Genomic DNA, 14,279 nt, shown 5'->3' on the forward strand with positions numbered 1-14,279 from the left:
GCCTGCTCCTGCGGCTGGCCCTGCTCTTGCGGCTGGGCCTGCTCCTGTGCCTGCTCCTGCGGCTGGCCCTGCTCTTGCGGCTGGGCCTGCTCCTGTGCCTGCTCCTGTGCCTGCTCCTGCGGCTGGCCCTGCTCTTGCGGCTGGGCCTGCTCCTGTGCCTGCTCCTGCGGCTGGCCCTGCTCTTGCGGCTGGGCCTGCTCCTGCGCCTGCTCCTGAGGCTGGGCCTGCTCCTGCGGCTGGGCCAGCTCCTGCGGCTGAGCGGCGGGCTGCGCCTGCGGCTGGAAGTAGTAACCACCCCCGACGGCCACGGCGTTGGCAGACGAGTTGGCGACGGCGGTGACCGGTACAGGCGCGCCGTCGGTACCGTCGGCGAAGCTGATGCCGACGCCGAGGACGGACAGCCCCGCAACGGCCGCCGCTACGACTGCGGCGCGCTGAAACTTACGCATAAATGACCCTTTCCTGACCCAGACAAATTGCCTGGAGTGACCACTCGACGTAATCGTAAGCGCACTGAGTGTAACTATTCGGGGATTTGCACCCCATGTCGCGCCGCTGCTCCGTAGGAGGTGGACGCCAATGAGGCACGTAGGGCGGGGCGCGGTGCAGCCATCGCGCTCCTCAGGAGAGGAGGTCGGGCAGTTTCTGCTTCCCCTCGATTGATCGAGGCGCTCCAGACGTGGTGGGCGAGCAGGTCACCTGAGGGCCGAGCTGTGTCGTGCCGTTGCCCATCGCGGCGGGCAGTGTTACGGGCTGCACAGGCAAGCAGGTCTCCTGATGAGGAATGGCGCCTCCGGTGCTTCCGCCTTTGATGTGCTGCACGCAGATGACGTCCCCCTGAGGGCTCTGAGTGCAAGATGTCGGATCTCCCGCGGCGTGCGCATATGTGATGCCGGTGGATGCCGTGGCGAGCCCGCCGATGAGTACCGAGAGGGCCGTGATCTTTTTCCTGCTGAACATGTGATGCGTGTCCTTAATGCGGGCGCCCCCGGGCGCCGCTCCCTCACGTTCGGCCGCGCCGCAGGCGTGTTCTGCGACACCGACCCTTTTCCAACTCTGCTGATGGGCTGAGTAGTTGGCCTGATAGGCGGATGGTCTGGCGGGCGCCATTTCTGATGTCCGGGCCGCACAGGGCGCCACATCATCGATGCCCTCGCCGAGGCCGGCCTCACCTGCTGGGTGGGGGGACATGGGCTACCGCGGTGTAGGCGGCACAGCCCATCTCTCCTGCCGTGGTCGATGGGACGCCCTCTGGGCCGGTCAGTAGGCCTCAATCGGCCCCGAGGTCCGGGCCCTGGTCGAACAAACCAGCGCTGCCCTCAGGTCCCCGCTTGCCTCTCCGCAAGCTCCGCTGTACGAGGGCCGGGGTCACCGGCCTCGTTCGAGCGGTCCTTGCCCTCCATCTGGCCAGTTCGCGCTGAGATGCAGGACGGCCGCTTGCTGCCTCTCGATCCCTTCGGGGTTAACCCGAAGGGATCCCGCAGCGACTGTCGCGATGGTGACGTTGCTGACCTCAGCCAGTGAAGGCGCTGTTGTACTGGCCGCAGGTGGTGTCCAGGGTCTGACCGAAACCGAGCACTCCGATCGGGATGTCGTTCTCCGACACCGTCTGCGGGCTGCACTCCTGGTAGGGGCGGTAAAGGTCCAACACCTGCGGTCCGTTGCCATGGGTGTCGGCGACGGCCGTTCCGGCACCGGCGGCGGACAGGCCGCCGGCCGCCACTGCTGCTGCGATCATGACCTGCTGAAACTTGCGCATGGAACCCTCGGTTCTCCATTGCCTGCACATGATGGCTAGTTGCCTAGCGTGACGGAATAAACACTAGCAGTAGCGACCGGTGGCAGGTGTGGAGGTCGTACGTGTCCCAGCGAGGAGTCAACCCGGCGTGGACACCAACTGGCGTCACAGAATGACGCTTTGCCGCTCGGCATACGGTATGGGTGCACCGCAGGCGACGGCCCGGCACGCACACCGTCGCGTCAACCCAAGCACCTGGCTCGGGAGTTGCATCGCAACCATGAGCTTGCTTGTCGGCGCCCTCATCGGATGGCGGGGGCGGTGTCCGCAACACGCGAAACTTTGTGCCGTTCACCCCACTGGCACGCAAGACGTTCCGATTTTCCGTCAAGCGGCCTGGGTGTAATCAGGGTGTCGTCCTTGAGATACCGGCCGCGCGCCGTGGGAACCTGGGCGGATGGCTGATCGTCCTCTTGGGTATGCCTCGCGTTCTCATTCTTGGAATTGACCCGCGTGCAGTGCCTGGTATGGACGGAGACGCCCTTCGAGTAGCCCTCGACCAGGAACTGGCCCGATTCGGCGCACACTCCATCGATGCGTCCATGACGCTGATCGAGCTGGATGAGTCGGCCGAGCCGGCGATCGTTGCAGCGCTCTCCGAACACGACTGGGACGTCGTCGTCATCGGGGGTGGGATCCGCAAGCCAGAGCCGCTTCTGCCACTCTTTGAGCAGGTCGTGAATCTGGTCCGGCGTCATGCGCCGAAGGCTGCCATCGCGTTCAACACGAGCGGCGGCGACAGCGTCGAAGCAGCCAAGCGGTGGCTGTGAGCCAGAAGTCGCTGACAGGGTTCGGCGGCGGTGGGGGGAGTGCTCAGGGCCGCGATCCGGGCCCGGTGACCTCTTGGTGGCACTGCTGGCCGTCAGTGCCGGGACGATCAGTCGCGTTCGGCCTCGCGAGAGGCTGGCTGTCCGCTCCTGCGGGAGCTTCGGCGGGAGGGGCGGTGCGGCGGGGTCCGTTGCGGCCCGGCGGGCGCCGGGCCGCCGGCGGGGCCTGGCCGGCCCCGGGCCCGGAGGTTGGCGAGGTGGGCCGGGGGAGTGGGGAGGGGCGGTAGCGGTGGGTGGTTCGAAGGCGTATCCGTACGGCGACCACCACGAATCGCGCACCTCCTGGCATGCCCGTCGTTCGCGCTCCCTCGCCCGTCCCGGGCCCCGGCCGCCATGCTCGCTCGGACCGCCATGCGCGCCGGACCGCCCGGACCCCCCGGACCGCCGCGGCCGCCACGCTCGCCTGCACCGGCGCGGCGGCACGCCCTCACGTCCCTGGAGGTCCCCGGAGCCTCGTCCGCGCGTGTCGTGTCACTGTGTCTGGTGGCGGTGCAGCCGTCCGTGGTTGCGCCACCACGCCACTTTCCCGTCGGGTCCGCGCACGAAGTCGGAGCGGGTGCCGACCGGTCTGCCGTCGGGGGTGAGGTCCAGTGCGAAGTCCTCTCGGTAGAAGGCGACTCCGACCTCGCTGGTCTGGTCCTGGACCGCGTCCTCTTCGTCGGAGGGGACTCCGGTCTTGCCGGCCGGGCCCCGGACCGTTTGGGTACCGCGCAGCCGTCCGTCGTGCCGGGTCAGTTCGATGACGGCGTCCTCCAGGGCGCCCTCGTCGTTGATCCGCTGGGCGATGTAACGGCCCTCGTGGGGTGCCAGTTCCTGACGGCTCATGGCGGTGGGCCTGGCCGGCAGGTTGGTCACCCCGGCGAACCGGCTGAGGGCCCAGTCGTCGGTGAACAGCTCGTCCCGGAGCCGCGTTCCGCCTTCCGAGTTGGTCAGCAAGGTCAGTGCGAAGCCTCGGCGGGGGACCATCAGGAAGCCCGAGATCTGACCGGGCCAGGTCCCGCCGTGCTGCACGATCCGTGGTCCCTGTGCGGTGGGACGCAGCATCCAGGTGACTCCCATGCCGTCGAGTTCCACGACCAGCGTGCCGCCGGGGCCGGGTTTGGAGCGCATCTGTTCCAGCGATGCCCTGCTCAGCAGTCGCGTGCCGTCGGCAGCCGTACCGCCCCCGAGGTGGAAGCGGGCCCAGCTCAGCTGGTCGCGCACGCTGGAGATCAGGCCGCCGGTCGGCGCGAGGCTACGTGGCTGGGGCCAGAAGGACGGATCCAGCACGGCCTTTCCGTCGACGACGTTGTGTGACGCCGCGACGCTGAAGCCCACGATCTCATCACTGGAGAAGCGGGTGTGGTCGAGGCCGAGCGGATCGATGACCAGGTCGCGCACCGCCGCCTCGTAGGCCGTGTTGGTCACCACCTCGATGATCCGGCCGGCCACGCACAGCGCCGCGTTGTTGTAAGCGAACACCTCGCCGGGGGCGGTGAGTTGCGGCAATCGGGCCATGGACGCCACGAAGCGGGCCAGCGCTTCGTCGCCGGGGCCGAAGTCCTGGTAGTCGTCGCCCAGCCACCCGGCGCTGTGGTTGAGCAACTGCCGCACGGTGACCTGGGCCGACGCGTACGGGTCGGCGACCGCGAAATCGGTGAGGTAGCGGCGCACCGGGGCATCCAGCTCGACGTCGCCCCGCTCGACCAGCCGCATCATCGTCGTGCCGGTGAAGGTCTTGGTGGTCGAGCCGACCCGGAAGACGGTGTCACCGTCGACCGGGACGGGATGGTCGACATTGGTGACCCCGTACCCCTTCACGTGCTCCTGGCCGTCCAGGAGCACGCCCACCGCCGCTCCGGGGATCGAGTACGCCCGCATGGCCTCCTCGATCTTGGCGTCCAGGGCGCTGAACGGTGAGTTCCCCATACCGCCGGTGCCACCGCCGTGGACAGCGGATCGCGGGGACGCGGCCGCCGTCGCCGCCGTCCCCGGCGAGACGCTCGCGCAGCCCACCGCTGCCGCAGCACTCAGAAGGCCGCGGCGAGACCACCGCGCGCGGCCGGGAAGTGCAGACGGCGTGGAGCGCACGGTGTCGGAGCCGGCCGACAGCGGATCGTCATTCACTGCTTCCGGCTCCCTGACCGTCGGTGACGAACGGGGCCGGTTTCACGGAGTTCACGCACCGGGTGTCCGGGCTCTCGGGGTCGTCGAAGAAGGAGGTGATCACCTGTGCCCCGCACGGAGTGTCGAACGTCCCGTGGGCGACACCGGCCAGGGTGACCACCGTGGAGCGGGAAAGCGTCCGGGCCACGTAGCGCCCCCACTGAGCCCCCGTCTGGGCGTCGAAACTTCCGGAGAGGGCAAGGGTGGGGATGCTGCTTCGAGTGACCGCACGAACGGAGTCGGGTGCCTTCGGGACGTCCCAGGCCTGGCATGCCTGACGGAGGAACGGCAGCTGCGGCGCCTGGGCCAGGACCGAGCGGGGGAGCTCGGGAAAGGCTCGCCGCCCCTTGGCGAGCTGTTCGGCGGGGCTCTCGAAGGGAACCCATTCGCTGCACCACACGCTCAGCGAAAATCCGTGGGCGAACATCCCCTGCGAGCCGGGGAGCCAGGCGGCCGCCCACTGCTCGGCGATGCGCTCGGGGCGGCCGTGGGCCAACTCGTCCACGCCCACCGGGAAGGTGTCGGGGGCGTGACTGGCGCGAACCATCCAGTTCAGCAGCGCCCCGCCGTCGAGGACCACCTTCACCGTCCCGACCTGCGGCACCGTCACGTGTGTGGTGACCGGATGAGCCTCCAGTTGACGCACCATGCGCAGGAAGGTGGCGCCGATGTCCGGGTGGCGCTGCCGGCACGCGGGCTGGGTCGCGCAGGTTCTCACGATGTTGTCGAACGCCTCCCTCATGCTGCTCCACGTCCAGCCGGGCGTCGCCACGGACGGCGGTACGACGCCGTCGACGGTCACGGAGCGGACCCCTTGGGGGAACATGCGCATATAGGTCAGCGCCAGCTGCGTCCCGTAGGAGTGCGACAGGACGTTCCACCGGCGGATTCCCAGGGCCCTGCGCAGGTCCGCCACGTCGGCGGCGTTCTCGCTGGTGGTGTAGGAAGCCGGATCGACTCCCTGGGCTGTCAGGCGCTCGCGGCACCGGGCCGCCGCCCGAACGTATCGGTCTCCGGTGGAGGGCGCGTCGTAGAGGAGGCCGACGCGCTCCCCGTAGAACCGGTCGATCTCGGGACAGGTCAGCGGCCGCTGGGACGAGTACGTTCCGCGCTGGGACAGGACGACCAGATCACGGTCGCGGTTCAGCCCGGCCTCGGTGAGTTCCGATATGTTCCCCAGGGCGTCCGCGCCGGGCCCGCCGGTGAAGAACACGATCGGATCGGGGTGCGGCCTCGGTGACGCCGAGCGGACGAGCGCAACGGCCAGGCGAAGGGTCCGCGCAGAGGGATGGGCCCGGTTTTCCGGTACGACGAGGAAGCCGCAGCGGGTGTCCTTCAGCTCTCCGTAAGTGGTGGGGCAGGGGGCGGGCTCGAAGCGCGAGGACGGCTGCGGCTGTGCCGCCGGTGTCTGAGGCAGGGTGAGCACGGTGCCCGGAAAGATCCAGTGGCCCCGGTCACTGGAGGCGTACCCGTGCCGACGGGCCGCATCCTCGATGCTCTGCTGATTGAGGGAGTAGACACTCTCCCACCGCAGTGCGTCGCCGAGGGCTTGCCGGGCGATGTCGGACAGCGTGTTCCCGGAGGCGACGGTGTGCGTGCCGGCCGTCGAGCGTGCAGGCAGCGACTCACCGGCCGTCCGTCTTGGCGACAGGCCGGAGGGTGGGCGGCTGATGAACCAGGGGCGGCCCGCCCCCGCCGGGGCCTTGTGGCGGGTGGCGGCCACGCCGGACATGCCGTGGGCCTCAGGCGCGCTCAGCACCGTCAGGCCGGCCAGGAACATGGCGGCTACGGCAGCCGTGCCGCGGTTGCGTATGGGCATGTCGTCCTTCCGTACCGGTGCCGGCGACAGCCCACCGGCACCGATCGAACTCGTCACCCTCTGGTCGGGGGCCCTCAGACGCCATGCTGCGAAGACCACCCGCGCCCCGCACTCCGGCAGACCCAACGGGGTCACACACGCGCCCACGGCGGCGCATGGACGGCGGTGAAGGCCACAACGAGACAGCCGAGCGGTGTGGCCGCTTGGCCGAGCAGTCCGTGAAGTACAGCAGGCTGTACTACCGATCCGGCAGTTGGTGGGATCGGCCGAGGGGGGTCGCGGTCCGTAGCGTCGCAGACATCAGCCGGGACGCCGGCCCAGACATCAGCCGAGTCCCCGCCGAAGGAGCCCGCGATGGCCACCACCGACCCCTACCGACTGAGCGTCCGCGACGCGCACCACGACGCGCACCGCGACGCCCCCGCCCCGGCCGTCACCCGCGGCGAGGTCACCCGCGTCCTCCTCTGGCTGATCCTGGTGATCAGCGCGGTCGCCAACATGGTCGCCTCCTACGCCGCCGTCAGTGTCGCCGTGAACCTCGCCTGCGGCGCGGTCACCGCACTCGCGGCCACCGTCCTCGTCGTACGCCGCCTGAAGGGCGACCGCCGGTGAACCTCGCGACGACCGCCGTACGGGCCACCGCGCCCGCCCCCGCCATCGCGCTGGAGCGCCTCACCAAGACCTACCCGGGCGATGTGAAGGCCCTCGACGAGGTGTCTCTGACCGTCCGGCCCGGCACCTTCCTCGCCGTGATGGGCCCCTCGGGCTCCGGCAAGAGCACCCTGATGCACTGCGCGGCCGGGCTGGACTCACCGACCTCCGGCAGCGTCCGCATCGACGGCCACGAGATCGCCGGCCTGAACGAGACCCGCCGTACCGAACTGCGGCGCGAGCGCGTCGGGTTCGTGTTCCAGGCCTACAACCTGATCCCGTCCCTCACCATCGAGGACAACATCACGCTGCCGTTGCGGCTCGCCGGCCGAGCCCCGGACCGGGAGTGGATCGCGGTGCTGGTGGAGCGCGTCGGCCTGGCCGGCCGACTCGGCCGACGCCCCGCCGAACTCTCCGGCGGACAGCAGCAACGCGCCGCTGTGGTACGGGCGTTGGCGGCCCGTCCGGCCGTCGTGTTCGCCGACGAGCCGACCGGAGCGCTGGATCTGCGCAGCGCGCACGAGGTGCTGGAGCTGCTGCGCGCCCTGGTCGACGAACTGGGCCAGACGGTGGTGATGGTGACCCACGACCCGGCCGCCGCGGCCCGCGCCCACAAGGCGCTGGTGATGGCCGACGGCCGGGTCGTCGAGGCCCTCGACCACCCCACCGCGCCCCAACTGGCTGAGCGGCTCGTCGCGCTGGGAGAGGGCTGACCCATGTCCGAGCACTTCCGGACCCCTTCCCACCTCCCCCTCTTCCCGATCGCGCTGCGTATGGCCGCGCACCGGATCACCGCGCTGCTCGCCGTGGTGTGCGCGGTACTCGGCGGGGCCGCCCTGATCACCGGCACCGGTGTGCTGGCCGAGTCCGGGCTGCGCTCACAGCTACCGCCGGGCCGACTCGGCGGCGCGGACATCGTCGTCGCGGCCGACCAGGAGTACCACCCGGACGGCGACCTGCCGCTCGCCCTCCCCGAGCGCGCCCGGCTCCCGTCGTCGCTGATCGACCGGCTCTCGGGCCTGCCCGGGGTGACGGCCGTGGTCGGCGACCTCGGCTTCCCGGCCGCGCTGGTCGACGCCAAGGGAGGGGTCCTACCGACCGCCGACGACCCCGCGGCGGCCGGACACGGCTGGTCCTCCACCAAACTGCTGGCCCGCCCGCGCGTCACCGGCCGCGCGCCGGCCGGGGCGGACGAGATCGCCGTCCCCGCCGCGACCGGTCTGAGCACCGGGGACCGGGTCCAGGTCGTGGCGGGCGGCCGCCCCGCCGTGCGCTGTCGCGTCGCCGCGGTGGTCGACGCACCGGGCGCTGGCGTGTATTTCGCCGACGCCACAGCCGTACGCCTCGCGGGCCGCGACGGCGCGCACCGCTACGACCTGATCGGCCTGCGCACCGCGCCCAAAGCAGGCGAGCGGGTCGCCGACGCGCTGCGCGACCGGGTGGCCGGCACCGGGCTGACCGTCCGCACCGGCGCGGACATCGGCGAGAGCGTGGCGCCGGGCGTCGGCACGGCCCGCTCGCTGCTGATCCTGCTCGCCGGTTCGCTCGGCGGGATCGTGCTGCTGATCACCGGGTTCGTCACGGCGGGCGCGCTGGGTGTATCGATCGCCGGGCAGCGCCGCGACCTGGCGCTGATGCGGGCGGTCGGGGCGAGTCCGCGGCAGATCCGCCGGCTGGCCGCCGCGCAGTCCTCCGTGGTGGCCGCCGTGGCCCTGGCCCCCGGAGTGGCCCTCGGCTACCTCCTCGCGGGCCGCTTCCACGACATGCTCGCCGACCGAAGCGTCCTGCCCCCCGAACTCCCGCTGACCGTCAGCCCGTTGCCCGCCCTCGCCACCCTCCTCCTGCTCGCGCTGACCGTGCAGATCTCCGCCCGGGGCGCGGCCTGGCGCACCTCCCGGATGCCCGCGACGGAGGCGGTCGCCGAGTCCCGCAGCGAACCGCGCACGACGTCGAAGGGCCGTACCCTCACCGGGGTTCTGCTGATCGCCGCCGCCTGCGCGCTGTCCGTCACCCCGCTGCTGACCCGCACGGTGATCGGCGCGTCGGCCACCTCCATCGCCGGGATCCTCGCCGCGATCGGCCTGGCTCTGTGCGGCCCGGCCCTGGTCCGCACAGCCGCGGCGGCCGCCGTACGTCGGCTGCGGCCCACGGCGCCCGCGCCGACCTGGCTCGCCCTCGCCAACGTACGGGCGTACCCGCTGCGGGTCGCCGCAGTGGTCAGCCCGCTGGCGATGGCGGTCGTGTTCGTCCTGACCTACACCCTCGCGCAGACCACCGTCCTCGCGGCGACCGCGCAGGACACCCGCACCGGCACGCTCGCCCAGTACCGGCTGAGCGCACCGGCCCTCGGCGGCCTGCCGGCCGGCACACGGGACGCGGTACGCAAGCTGCCCGGAGTACGGTCCGCCGCACCCGTCGACTCGACGACCGTCATCTGGCCCTACGAGATGTTCGGCGAACCCGATGTGGAGTCGCTACCGGCGCTGATCGCCACACCGGACGCGGCCGGGGTCCTCGACCCCGGGGTGCGGGAGGGCGGGCTGGACGGCCTGAGTGGCGCCACGGTCGCCGTGAGCAGCGAGGCCGCCGGGTCGCGGGACGCCGGACTCGGCCGGCGGATCCGGCTGGTCCTGGGCGACGGCACGCGGACCGAGGCGCGGATGGCGGCCGTGTACGACCGGGGCCTCGGCTTCGGCTCACTGATCGTCTCCGGGGACCTCATGGCCGGCCACACCACCTCCGGCCTCACCCAGAGCCTCCTCGTCCGCACGGACGGCACGGCGACGGCGGCACGCGCACTGGCCGATCTGACGGCCGCACGCCCGGGCCTGGCCCTGGAGAACACGTCCGCAACGGCCTCCGGCGGCAAGCAGGACACCCCACCCGAGGTGTGGATCAACCTCGCGACGATCGTCGTACTCCTCGGCTACCTCCTCCTCAGCATCGCCAACAAACTGGTCGCGGCCACGGCCCAGCGCCGTGCGGAGATCGCCGCGCTACGGCTGGTCGGCACGACGCCGCGACAGATCCGGGCGATGATGCGCCGCGAGGCGGCCGTGATCGCCGCGGCGGCGCTCGTCTGCGGCCTGCTCCTCTCCGCCCTCCCCCTCGCCCTCCTCGGCCAGGGCTTCCTCGACCGCCCCTGGCCGACAGGCCCGGCCTGGCTGCTCCCCGCCGTCGCGGCGACGATCGTGACGACGGCCTTCCTCACGATCGAACTCCCCACCCGCCAGGCCCTGCGCACGGCCCCGGCGGACGCGATCCGGGCGACGTGAGGACCCACCCGGCGTCGCCACGCGATCCAGGCTCTGCTGGGGCATGTGTGGCTGTCGACGACGGCGGGCTGTGTGCGCATGTGCCGGCGGAGGGGGTCGAGGCGTGCTGGGAGCGGGCGGATGCCCGGGTCGGTGAGCGGCTGCTGGGCGCGGCGTCACCCGCCCCTGCCGGCCCGGGCGGGTGAGAGGGGACAGGCGCGTACGTGCGGTGGGAGCTGCGGTTGCGGGCGGCGGAGCGGTTGTTCAAGGCGGTGGAGATGCGCCGGCTGCTGGCGTTGGCGGGCGTTGAGTTGGAGGGCGATGGGCCTGCTGGGCTGGAGCAGGGTGCGCTGCCGTACTACGGCGTGGGTGCGCGGCCGTACTACGGCGTGGACGCAGGCCGCCTGGCCAGGTGCTGCGCATCCGCACCTGTCGCGGCTGGGAGTCGATGTCCGGGTGGGCAAAGGGCCACCGCCTCCGCTCAGGTTCCGGCCCGGCGGCGTCCTGGCCGTCGCACCGGGGCAGGTCGCGCAGTGGCTGGGGCCGCTGCCCGGTCGACGCGCTGCACGGCATCGGCCCGCGTCCGGCGGCGATGCTGCGAGACTACGGCGTCCACTGCGTGGGCCTGTTTGCCACGGTCCCGCCCGCCACCATCCAGCGCCTGCTGGGTGGGAAGGCCGGCCGCCTGGCCGCGACCGGGCCCGCGGCATCGACCTGCGCCCTGTCATCCCCCGCGCTCTGCCCGCCACCGCGAGTGTTCGCTACCGCTTCGACCGGCACACCTTGGACGGCGCCATCTCCGCGCGGCCCTCCTCCTGCTGGTCTTGGAGCCGGGACCCGGCTGCGCGGCCGCGGCCCGGTGGCCCGCACCCTCAGATGCGATGCATCGCAAGGCGGAGGGTCGTCCTCATCTGGGCGTATTCGGGCGATCCGACAACGCTGCGAGGTGCCGTGGCCGGCGTCATGCGCCCGCCGGGGATTACGGGACAGCCCTTTAGGCGCTCGGTCGATGACACCGGTTGAACTGATCAGGGCATTCGAATGTGAACGATGGGAACACGCACTTCCATGACGAACTCCAATGACGAAGCGCAGACGTCCCACACGCCGGGATCCCAGCCGAGCGTCCAGCCGGGTTCCGACGAACCGCAGACGATCACGGCGCCGACACCGCCCGTCGCGTGGAGCAGTGGCGCTCCGGACCAAGCCGACCTGACCGACGGAGAGGACGAGTCGGAGCGGCCCCGCACTCGCGAAGAACCGAAGACCACGCCCCAGAGCGACTGAGCCCCCTGGGGATGCGCGGGAAACGGCAGGTGTTGGGGCGAGGACAACGCCCTGTAGGTGCGGCGACGGCCGGCGGCTGAGACCGAGGAAGTCCTCATCGCCGCGATCCGCGAAATTCGACAAGTACGCCCGGTTCTTCCAGCGGCAGGAGAAGGACACCGACGGCGTCGAGAAGCTGTTGTGGCGCACCGGCTGGTCCGCACCCGCCCGCGGTGAGTACGAGCGGGTGCACCCGCCGGTCCTGCTCGTCTTCCACCAGGTCGGCGAGCACTCCGCCCGACCTGCGCGACCACGACGACCGTGATCAGTTCACCACCAGCCTCGACCTGCTCCTGGAGGGCATGCACACGACCGCAGACCCGCGCCCCCCTCCCGCATGACGCAGCGAAATCAGTCGGTGGCCTGGGATGTCGCCTTCCTGCGGCTGTGCGGCTGTGCGGCCTCGTCGTCACCGAGCACGGCATGGAGGCCGGTGTCCGGGTCATCGACGCCCTGATGCGATTGTTCTCCCCGCCGACGCGGGGGTGCTCCGCTCGAAGGGCACGCCGCCGAACGGTGTGGAGTCCTCCTCGCGGAACGAGTTGCGCTCTGAGCCGTGACCGGATGCCTGAGGCCAAGGCCCTGCTCCCTGGGGTGGGCAGAACGCTGGGCGTCGCGACATCTTCTGTTTGCAAATGCATTGATGCTCCATTTGCGACCTGGATGATCTTGCAAGTCAGGTGACCGCAGATGTATTGCCCGTCGTGGCGATAGCAATGCGCAATTCGATGCCTGGAGCCCCGGAGTTCAGGGCAATCTGGCTTTTATCAACTCCCCGCAGGAGCGCCCAAGCCGCCCATTTCATGCGGGAGTTCAAGCTCTGGGGGTTGGCTGAATTACGGCTTTATTTGGCTGGATTACATATGCCAGAGGCATTTCTTTGCGCTTTCTTCTCTTGCTTTTGTGAATGCTTTGCCATGTTTCTTTTAGCGGCCGGGGAGCTTGGTGCCTCTGTGTGTCTTTTTGGTGCCTTTTGAGCTCAGCTAGTTTTTGGGCTGCCTGTGAACCGTGGGCTTTCTGTGAACGTGGGGGTATGGATGAGTAAGTGGATGAAAGCTCGGCGCAGACGCATACCTGGTCCGACGGGAGTTGGGCGGTCGTGGAGCCGGGGCATAGCCGGTTCGCTGGCGCTGGTCATGGCTGTGACGGCGCTCGCCGAGACGGAGCCGGCCTTCGCGGCGGGGGTAGGAGCCTCCGTGGCAGCGTCTACGCGGGGGAAGGCGAAGCGGTACGCATCTGCGGCAGCTGATGTGACGTCTGCTCGGGTGCTTTCCCGCTTGTCGGGCAAGCGAGTGGAGGCGTTGGGGGAGCGGACAGAGACGTCGACGACGTGGGTCAACCCCAACGGGTCGCTGACCACGGAGCTGTCGGCGGGCCCGGTGCGTTTCCGAGACGCCGGCGTCTGGCGGGCGGTCAACTTGGACCTGCAGGCCGCTGGCGGCGGGGTGGAGCCCAAAGCTCATCCCCGGGGTCTGCGGCTCGCCGGTGGCGGTAAGGCCACCGAGCGGGCGGCTGGGGGCTCCGGCAAGGCTCAGGATTTGGTCACACTGGGGGAGGGCGATCAGCAGATCGCACTGCAGTGGAAGGGCGATCTGCCCAAGCCGGCCCTGAAGGGCAACCGGGCGACCTACCGTGACGCGGTGCGGGACGGGGACGTGGTGGTGGAAGCCACCCGTACCGGGTTCGAGCAGTTCGTTCAGATCACCAAGCGGCCCTCGGCGGAGGGCTCTTCCTACACGCTGCCGCTGAAGGCCAAGGGCCTGAAGGTGGTGCAGAACAAGGACGGCAGCCTGGTCTTCACCGGCAAGAAGGGCAAGAAGCAGGCAGTGATGCCGGCCCCGGTGATGTGGGACGCGCAGATCGACAAGGTCTCCGGGGAGCACACCCATCAGGCTCCGGTGAAGCTGAAGGTCGCCCGCGGCAAGGGGACGATCAATCTGGTCTTCACCCCCGACGCCAAGTTCCTCACCGACCCCCAGACGCAGTATCCGGTCACGGTGGACCCCTCGACGTCGGCGCTGTCCAACGTGTTCGACACCTACGTCCAGCAGGGCGAGACAGTCGACTGGTCCAGCGATGTCGAGCTGGACATGGGCAATCCGGGCACGACCAACAGTGACGGTACGCCGCGTACGGCGCGTTCCTTCATCACCTGGAACACCGCGCCGATCTCGGACTCGCTGGTCTCCAGTGCGAAGTTGAGCCTGTGGAACTTCCACTCGGGCAATACCGACTGCAAGGCCTATCCGTGGGCCGTCTACAGCACCGGCAAGGCCTCCACCGCCTCGCGCTGGACCTCCCAGCCGACGTGGGCAGCCACCGCTTCGGCGACCTCGACGGAGACCAAGGGCAACCCGGGCTGCGCCGCGGCGCCGGACGGCTGGGTCAACGCGGACGTCACCGACCTGGTCCAGACGTGGGCGTCGGCGAAGAACGCCACCTCCGGTATGGGCCTGCGT

The 14,279-nt window shown here is 70.4% G+C and carries 10 protein-coding genes and 1 pseudogene; 7 read left to right on the forward strand and 4 right to left on the reverse strand.

Annotated features, from left to right (window positions below):
* The coding region (locus ABZT03_RS35575) for a hypothetical protein (RefSeq protein ID WP_356047116.1) at nt 1-455 on the forward strand (455 nt) is incomplete at its 5' end.
* Between the two features lie 166 nt (nt 456-621).
* Here ABZT03_RS35575 and ABZT03_RS35580 read toward each other — a convergent pair.
* Nucleotides 622-960 (reverse strand): hypothetical protein, encoded by a 339-nt coding sequence (locus ABZT03_RS35580; RefSeq protein ID WP_356047118.1) that lies wholly within the window; start codon nt 958-960, stop codon nt 622-624.
* A gap of 136 nt (nt 961-1,096) precedes the next feature.
* Here ABZT03_RS35580 and ABZT03_RS35585 point away from each other — a divergent pair.
* A pseudogene (locus ABZT03_RS35585) lies at nt 1,097-1,421 on the forward strand (IS5/IS1182 family transposase); the annotation flags it as partial.
* Between the two features lie 92 nt (nt 1,422-1,513).
* Here ABZT03_RS35585 and ABZT03_RS35590 read toward each other — a convergent pair.
* Nucleotides 1,514-1,759 carry a hypothetical protein gene (locus ABZT03_RS35590; RefSeq protein ID WP_356047120.1) on the reverse strand — a complete coding sequence of 82 codons (246 nt, stop codon included), beginning with the start codon at nt 1,757-1,759 and terminating at the stop codon, nt 1,514-1,516.
* Nucleotides 1,760-2,217: 458 nt separating this feature from the next.
* Here ABZT03_RS35590 and ABZT03_RS35595 point away from each other — a divergent pair, with 458 nt between their 5' ends.
* Entirely contained in the window at nt 2,218-2,568 is a 351-nt protein-coding gene (locus ABZT03_RS35595; protein WP_356047131.1) for a hypothetical protein, read from the forward strand.
* A gap of 528 nt (nt 2,569-3,096) precedes the next feature.
* On the opposite strand, the gene ABZT03_RS35600 is transcribed toward ABZT03_RS35595, so the two are convergent.
* Nucleotides 3,097-4,533, reverse strand: coding sequence for a serine hydrolase domain-containing protein (locus ABZT03_RS35600; RefSeq protein ID WP_356047121.1), 1,437 nt, complete (start codon nt 4,531-4,533; stop codon nt 3,097-3,099).
* A 190-nt stretch (nt 4,534-4,723) separates the two neighbouring features.
* On the reverse strand, nt 4,724-6,589 hold the full coding sequence (locus tag ABZT03_RS35605; protein WP_356047123.1) for an alpha/beta fold hydrolase: 1,866 nt from the start codon (nt 6,587-6,589) through the stop codon (nt 4,724-4,726).
* A gap of 354 nt (nt 6,590-6,943) precedes the next feature.
* Between ABZT03_RS35605 and ABZT03_RS35610 the strand changes: the two genes are divergently transcribed.
* The 4 genes from ABZT03_RS35610 to ABZT03_RS35625 all read left to right on the forward strand — a co-directional run.
* On the forward strand, nt 6,944-7,201 hold the full coding sequence (locus ABZT03_RS35610) for a hypothetical protein (RefSeq protein WP_356047124.1): 258 nt from the start codon (nt 6,944-6,946) through the stop codon (nt 7,199-7,201).
* Nucleotides 7,198-7,953, forward strand: a complete 756-nt coding sequence (locus tag ABZT03_RS35615; RefSeq protein ID WP_356047126.1) for an ABC transporter ATP-binding protein — start codon at nt 7,198-7,200, stop codon at nt 7,951-7,953. The genes ABZT03_RS35610 and ABZT03_RS35615 overlap by 4 nt, the downstream gene beginning before the upstream one ends.
* Nucleotides 7,954-7,956: 3 nt before the next feature.
* Nucleotides 7,957-10,515, forward strand: a complete 2,559-nt coding sequence (locus tag ABZT03_RS35620) for an ABC transporter permease (RefSeq protein ID WP_356047128.1) — start codon at nt 7,957-7,959, stop codon at nt 10,513-10,515.
* A gap of 2,570 nt (nt 10,516-13,085) precedes the next feature.
* The coding region (locus tag ABZT03_RS35625; RefSeq protein WP_356047129.1) for a DNRLRE domain-containing protein at nt 13,086-14,279 on the forward strand (1,194 nt) is incomplete at its 3' end.

The sequence above is a fragment of the Streptomyces sp. NPDC005574 genome, assembly GCF_040605435.1.
Taxonomy (GTDB): domain Bacteria; phylum Actinomycetota; class Actinomycetes; order Streptomycetales; family Streptomycetaceae; genus Streptomyces.

Bases quoted from the DNA above. Each gene is read 5' to 3' on its own strand.
- ABZT03_RS35610 (WP_356047124.1), top strand. From the start codon at position 6,944: ATGGCCACCACCGACCCCTACCGACTGAGCGTCCGCGACGCGCACCAC.
- ABZT03_RS35590 (WP_356047120.1), bottom strand. From the start codon at position 1,759: ATGCGCAAGTTTCAGCAGGTCATGATCGCAGCAGCAGTGGCGGCCGGC.
- ABZT03_RS35595 (WP_356047131.1), top strand. From the start codon at position 2,218: ATGCCTCGCGTTCTCATTCTTGGAATTGACCCGCGTGCAGTGCCTGGT.
- ABZT03_RS35605 (WP_356047123.1), bottom strand. From the start codon at position 6,589: ATGCCCATACGCAACCGCGGCACGGCTGCCGTAGCCGCCATGTTCCTG.
- ABZT03_RS35620 (WP_356047128.1), top strand. From the start codon at position 7,957: ATGTCCGAGCACTTCCGGACCCCTTCCCACCTCCCCCTCTTCCCGATC.
- ABZT03_RS35580 (WP_356047118.1), bottom strand. From the start codon at position 960: ATGTTCAGCAGGAAAAAGATCACGGCCCTCTCGGTACTCATCGGCGGG.
- ABZT03_RS35600 (WP_356047121.1), bottom strand. From the start codon at position 4,533: ATGGGGAACTCACCGTTCAGCGCCCTGGACGCCAAGATCGAGGAGGCC.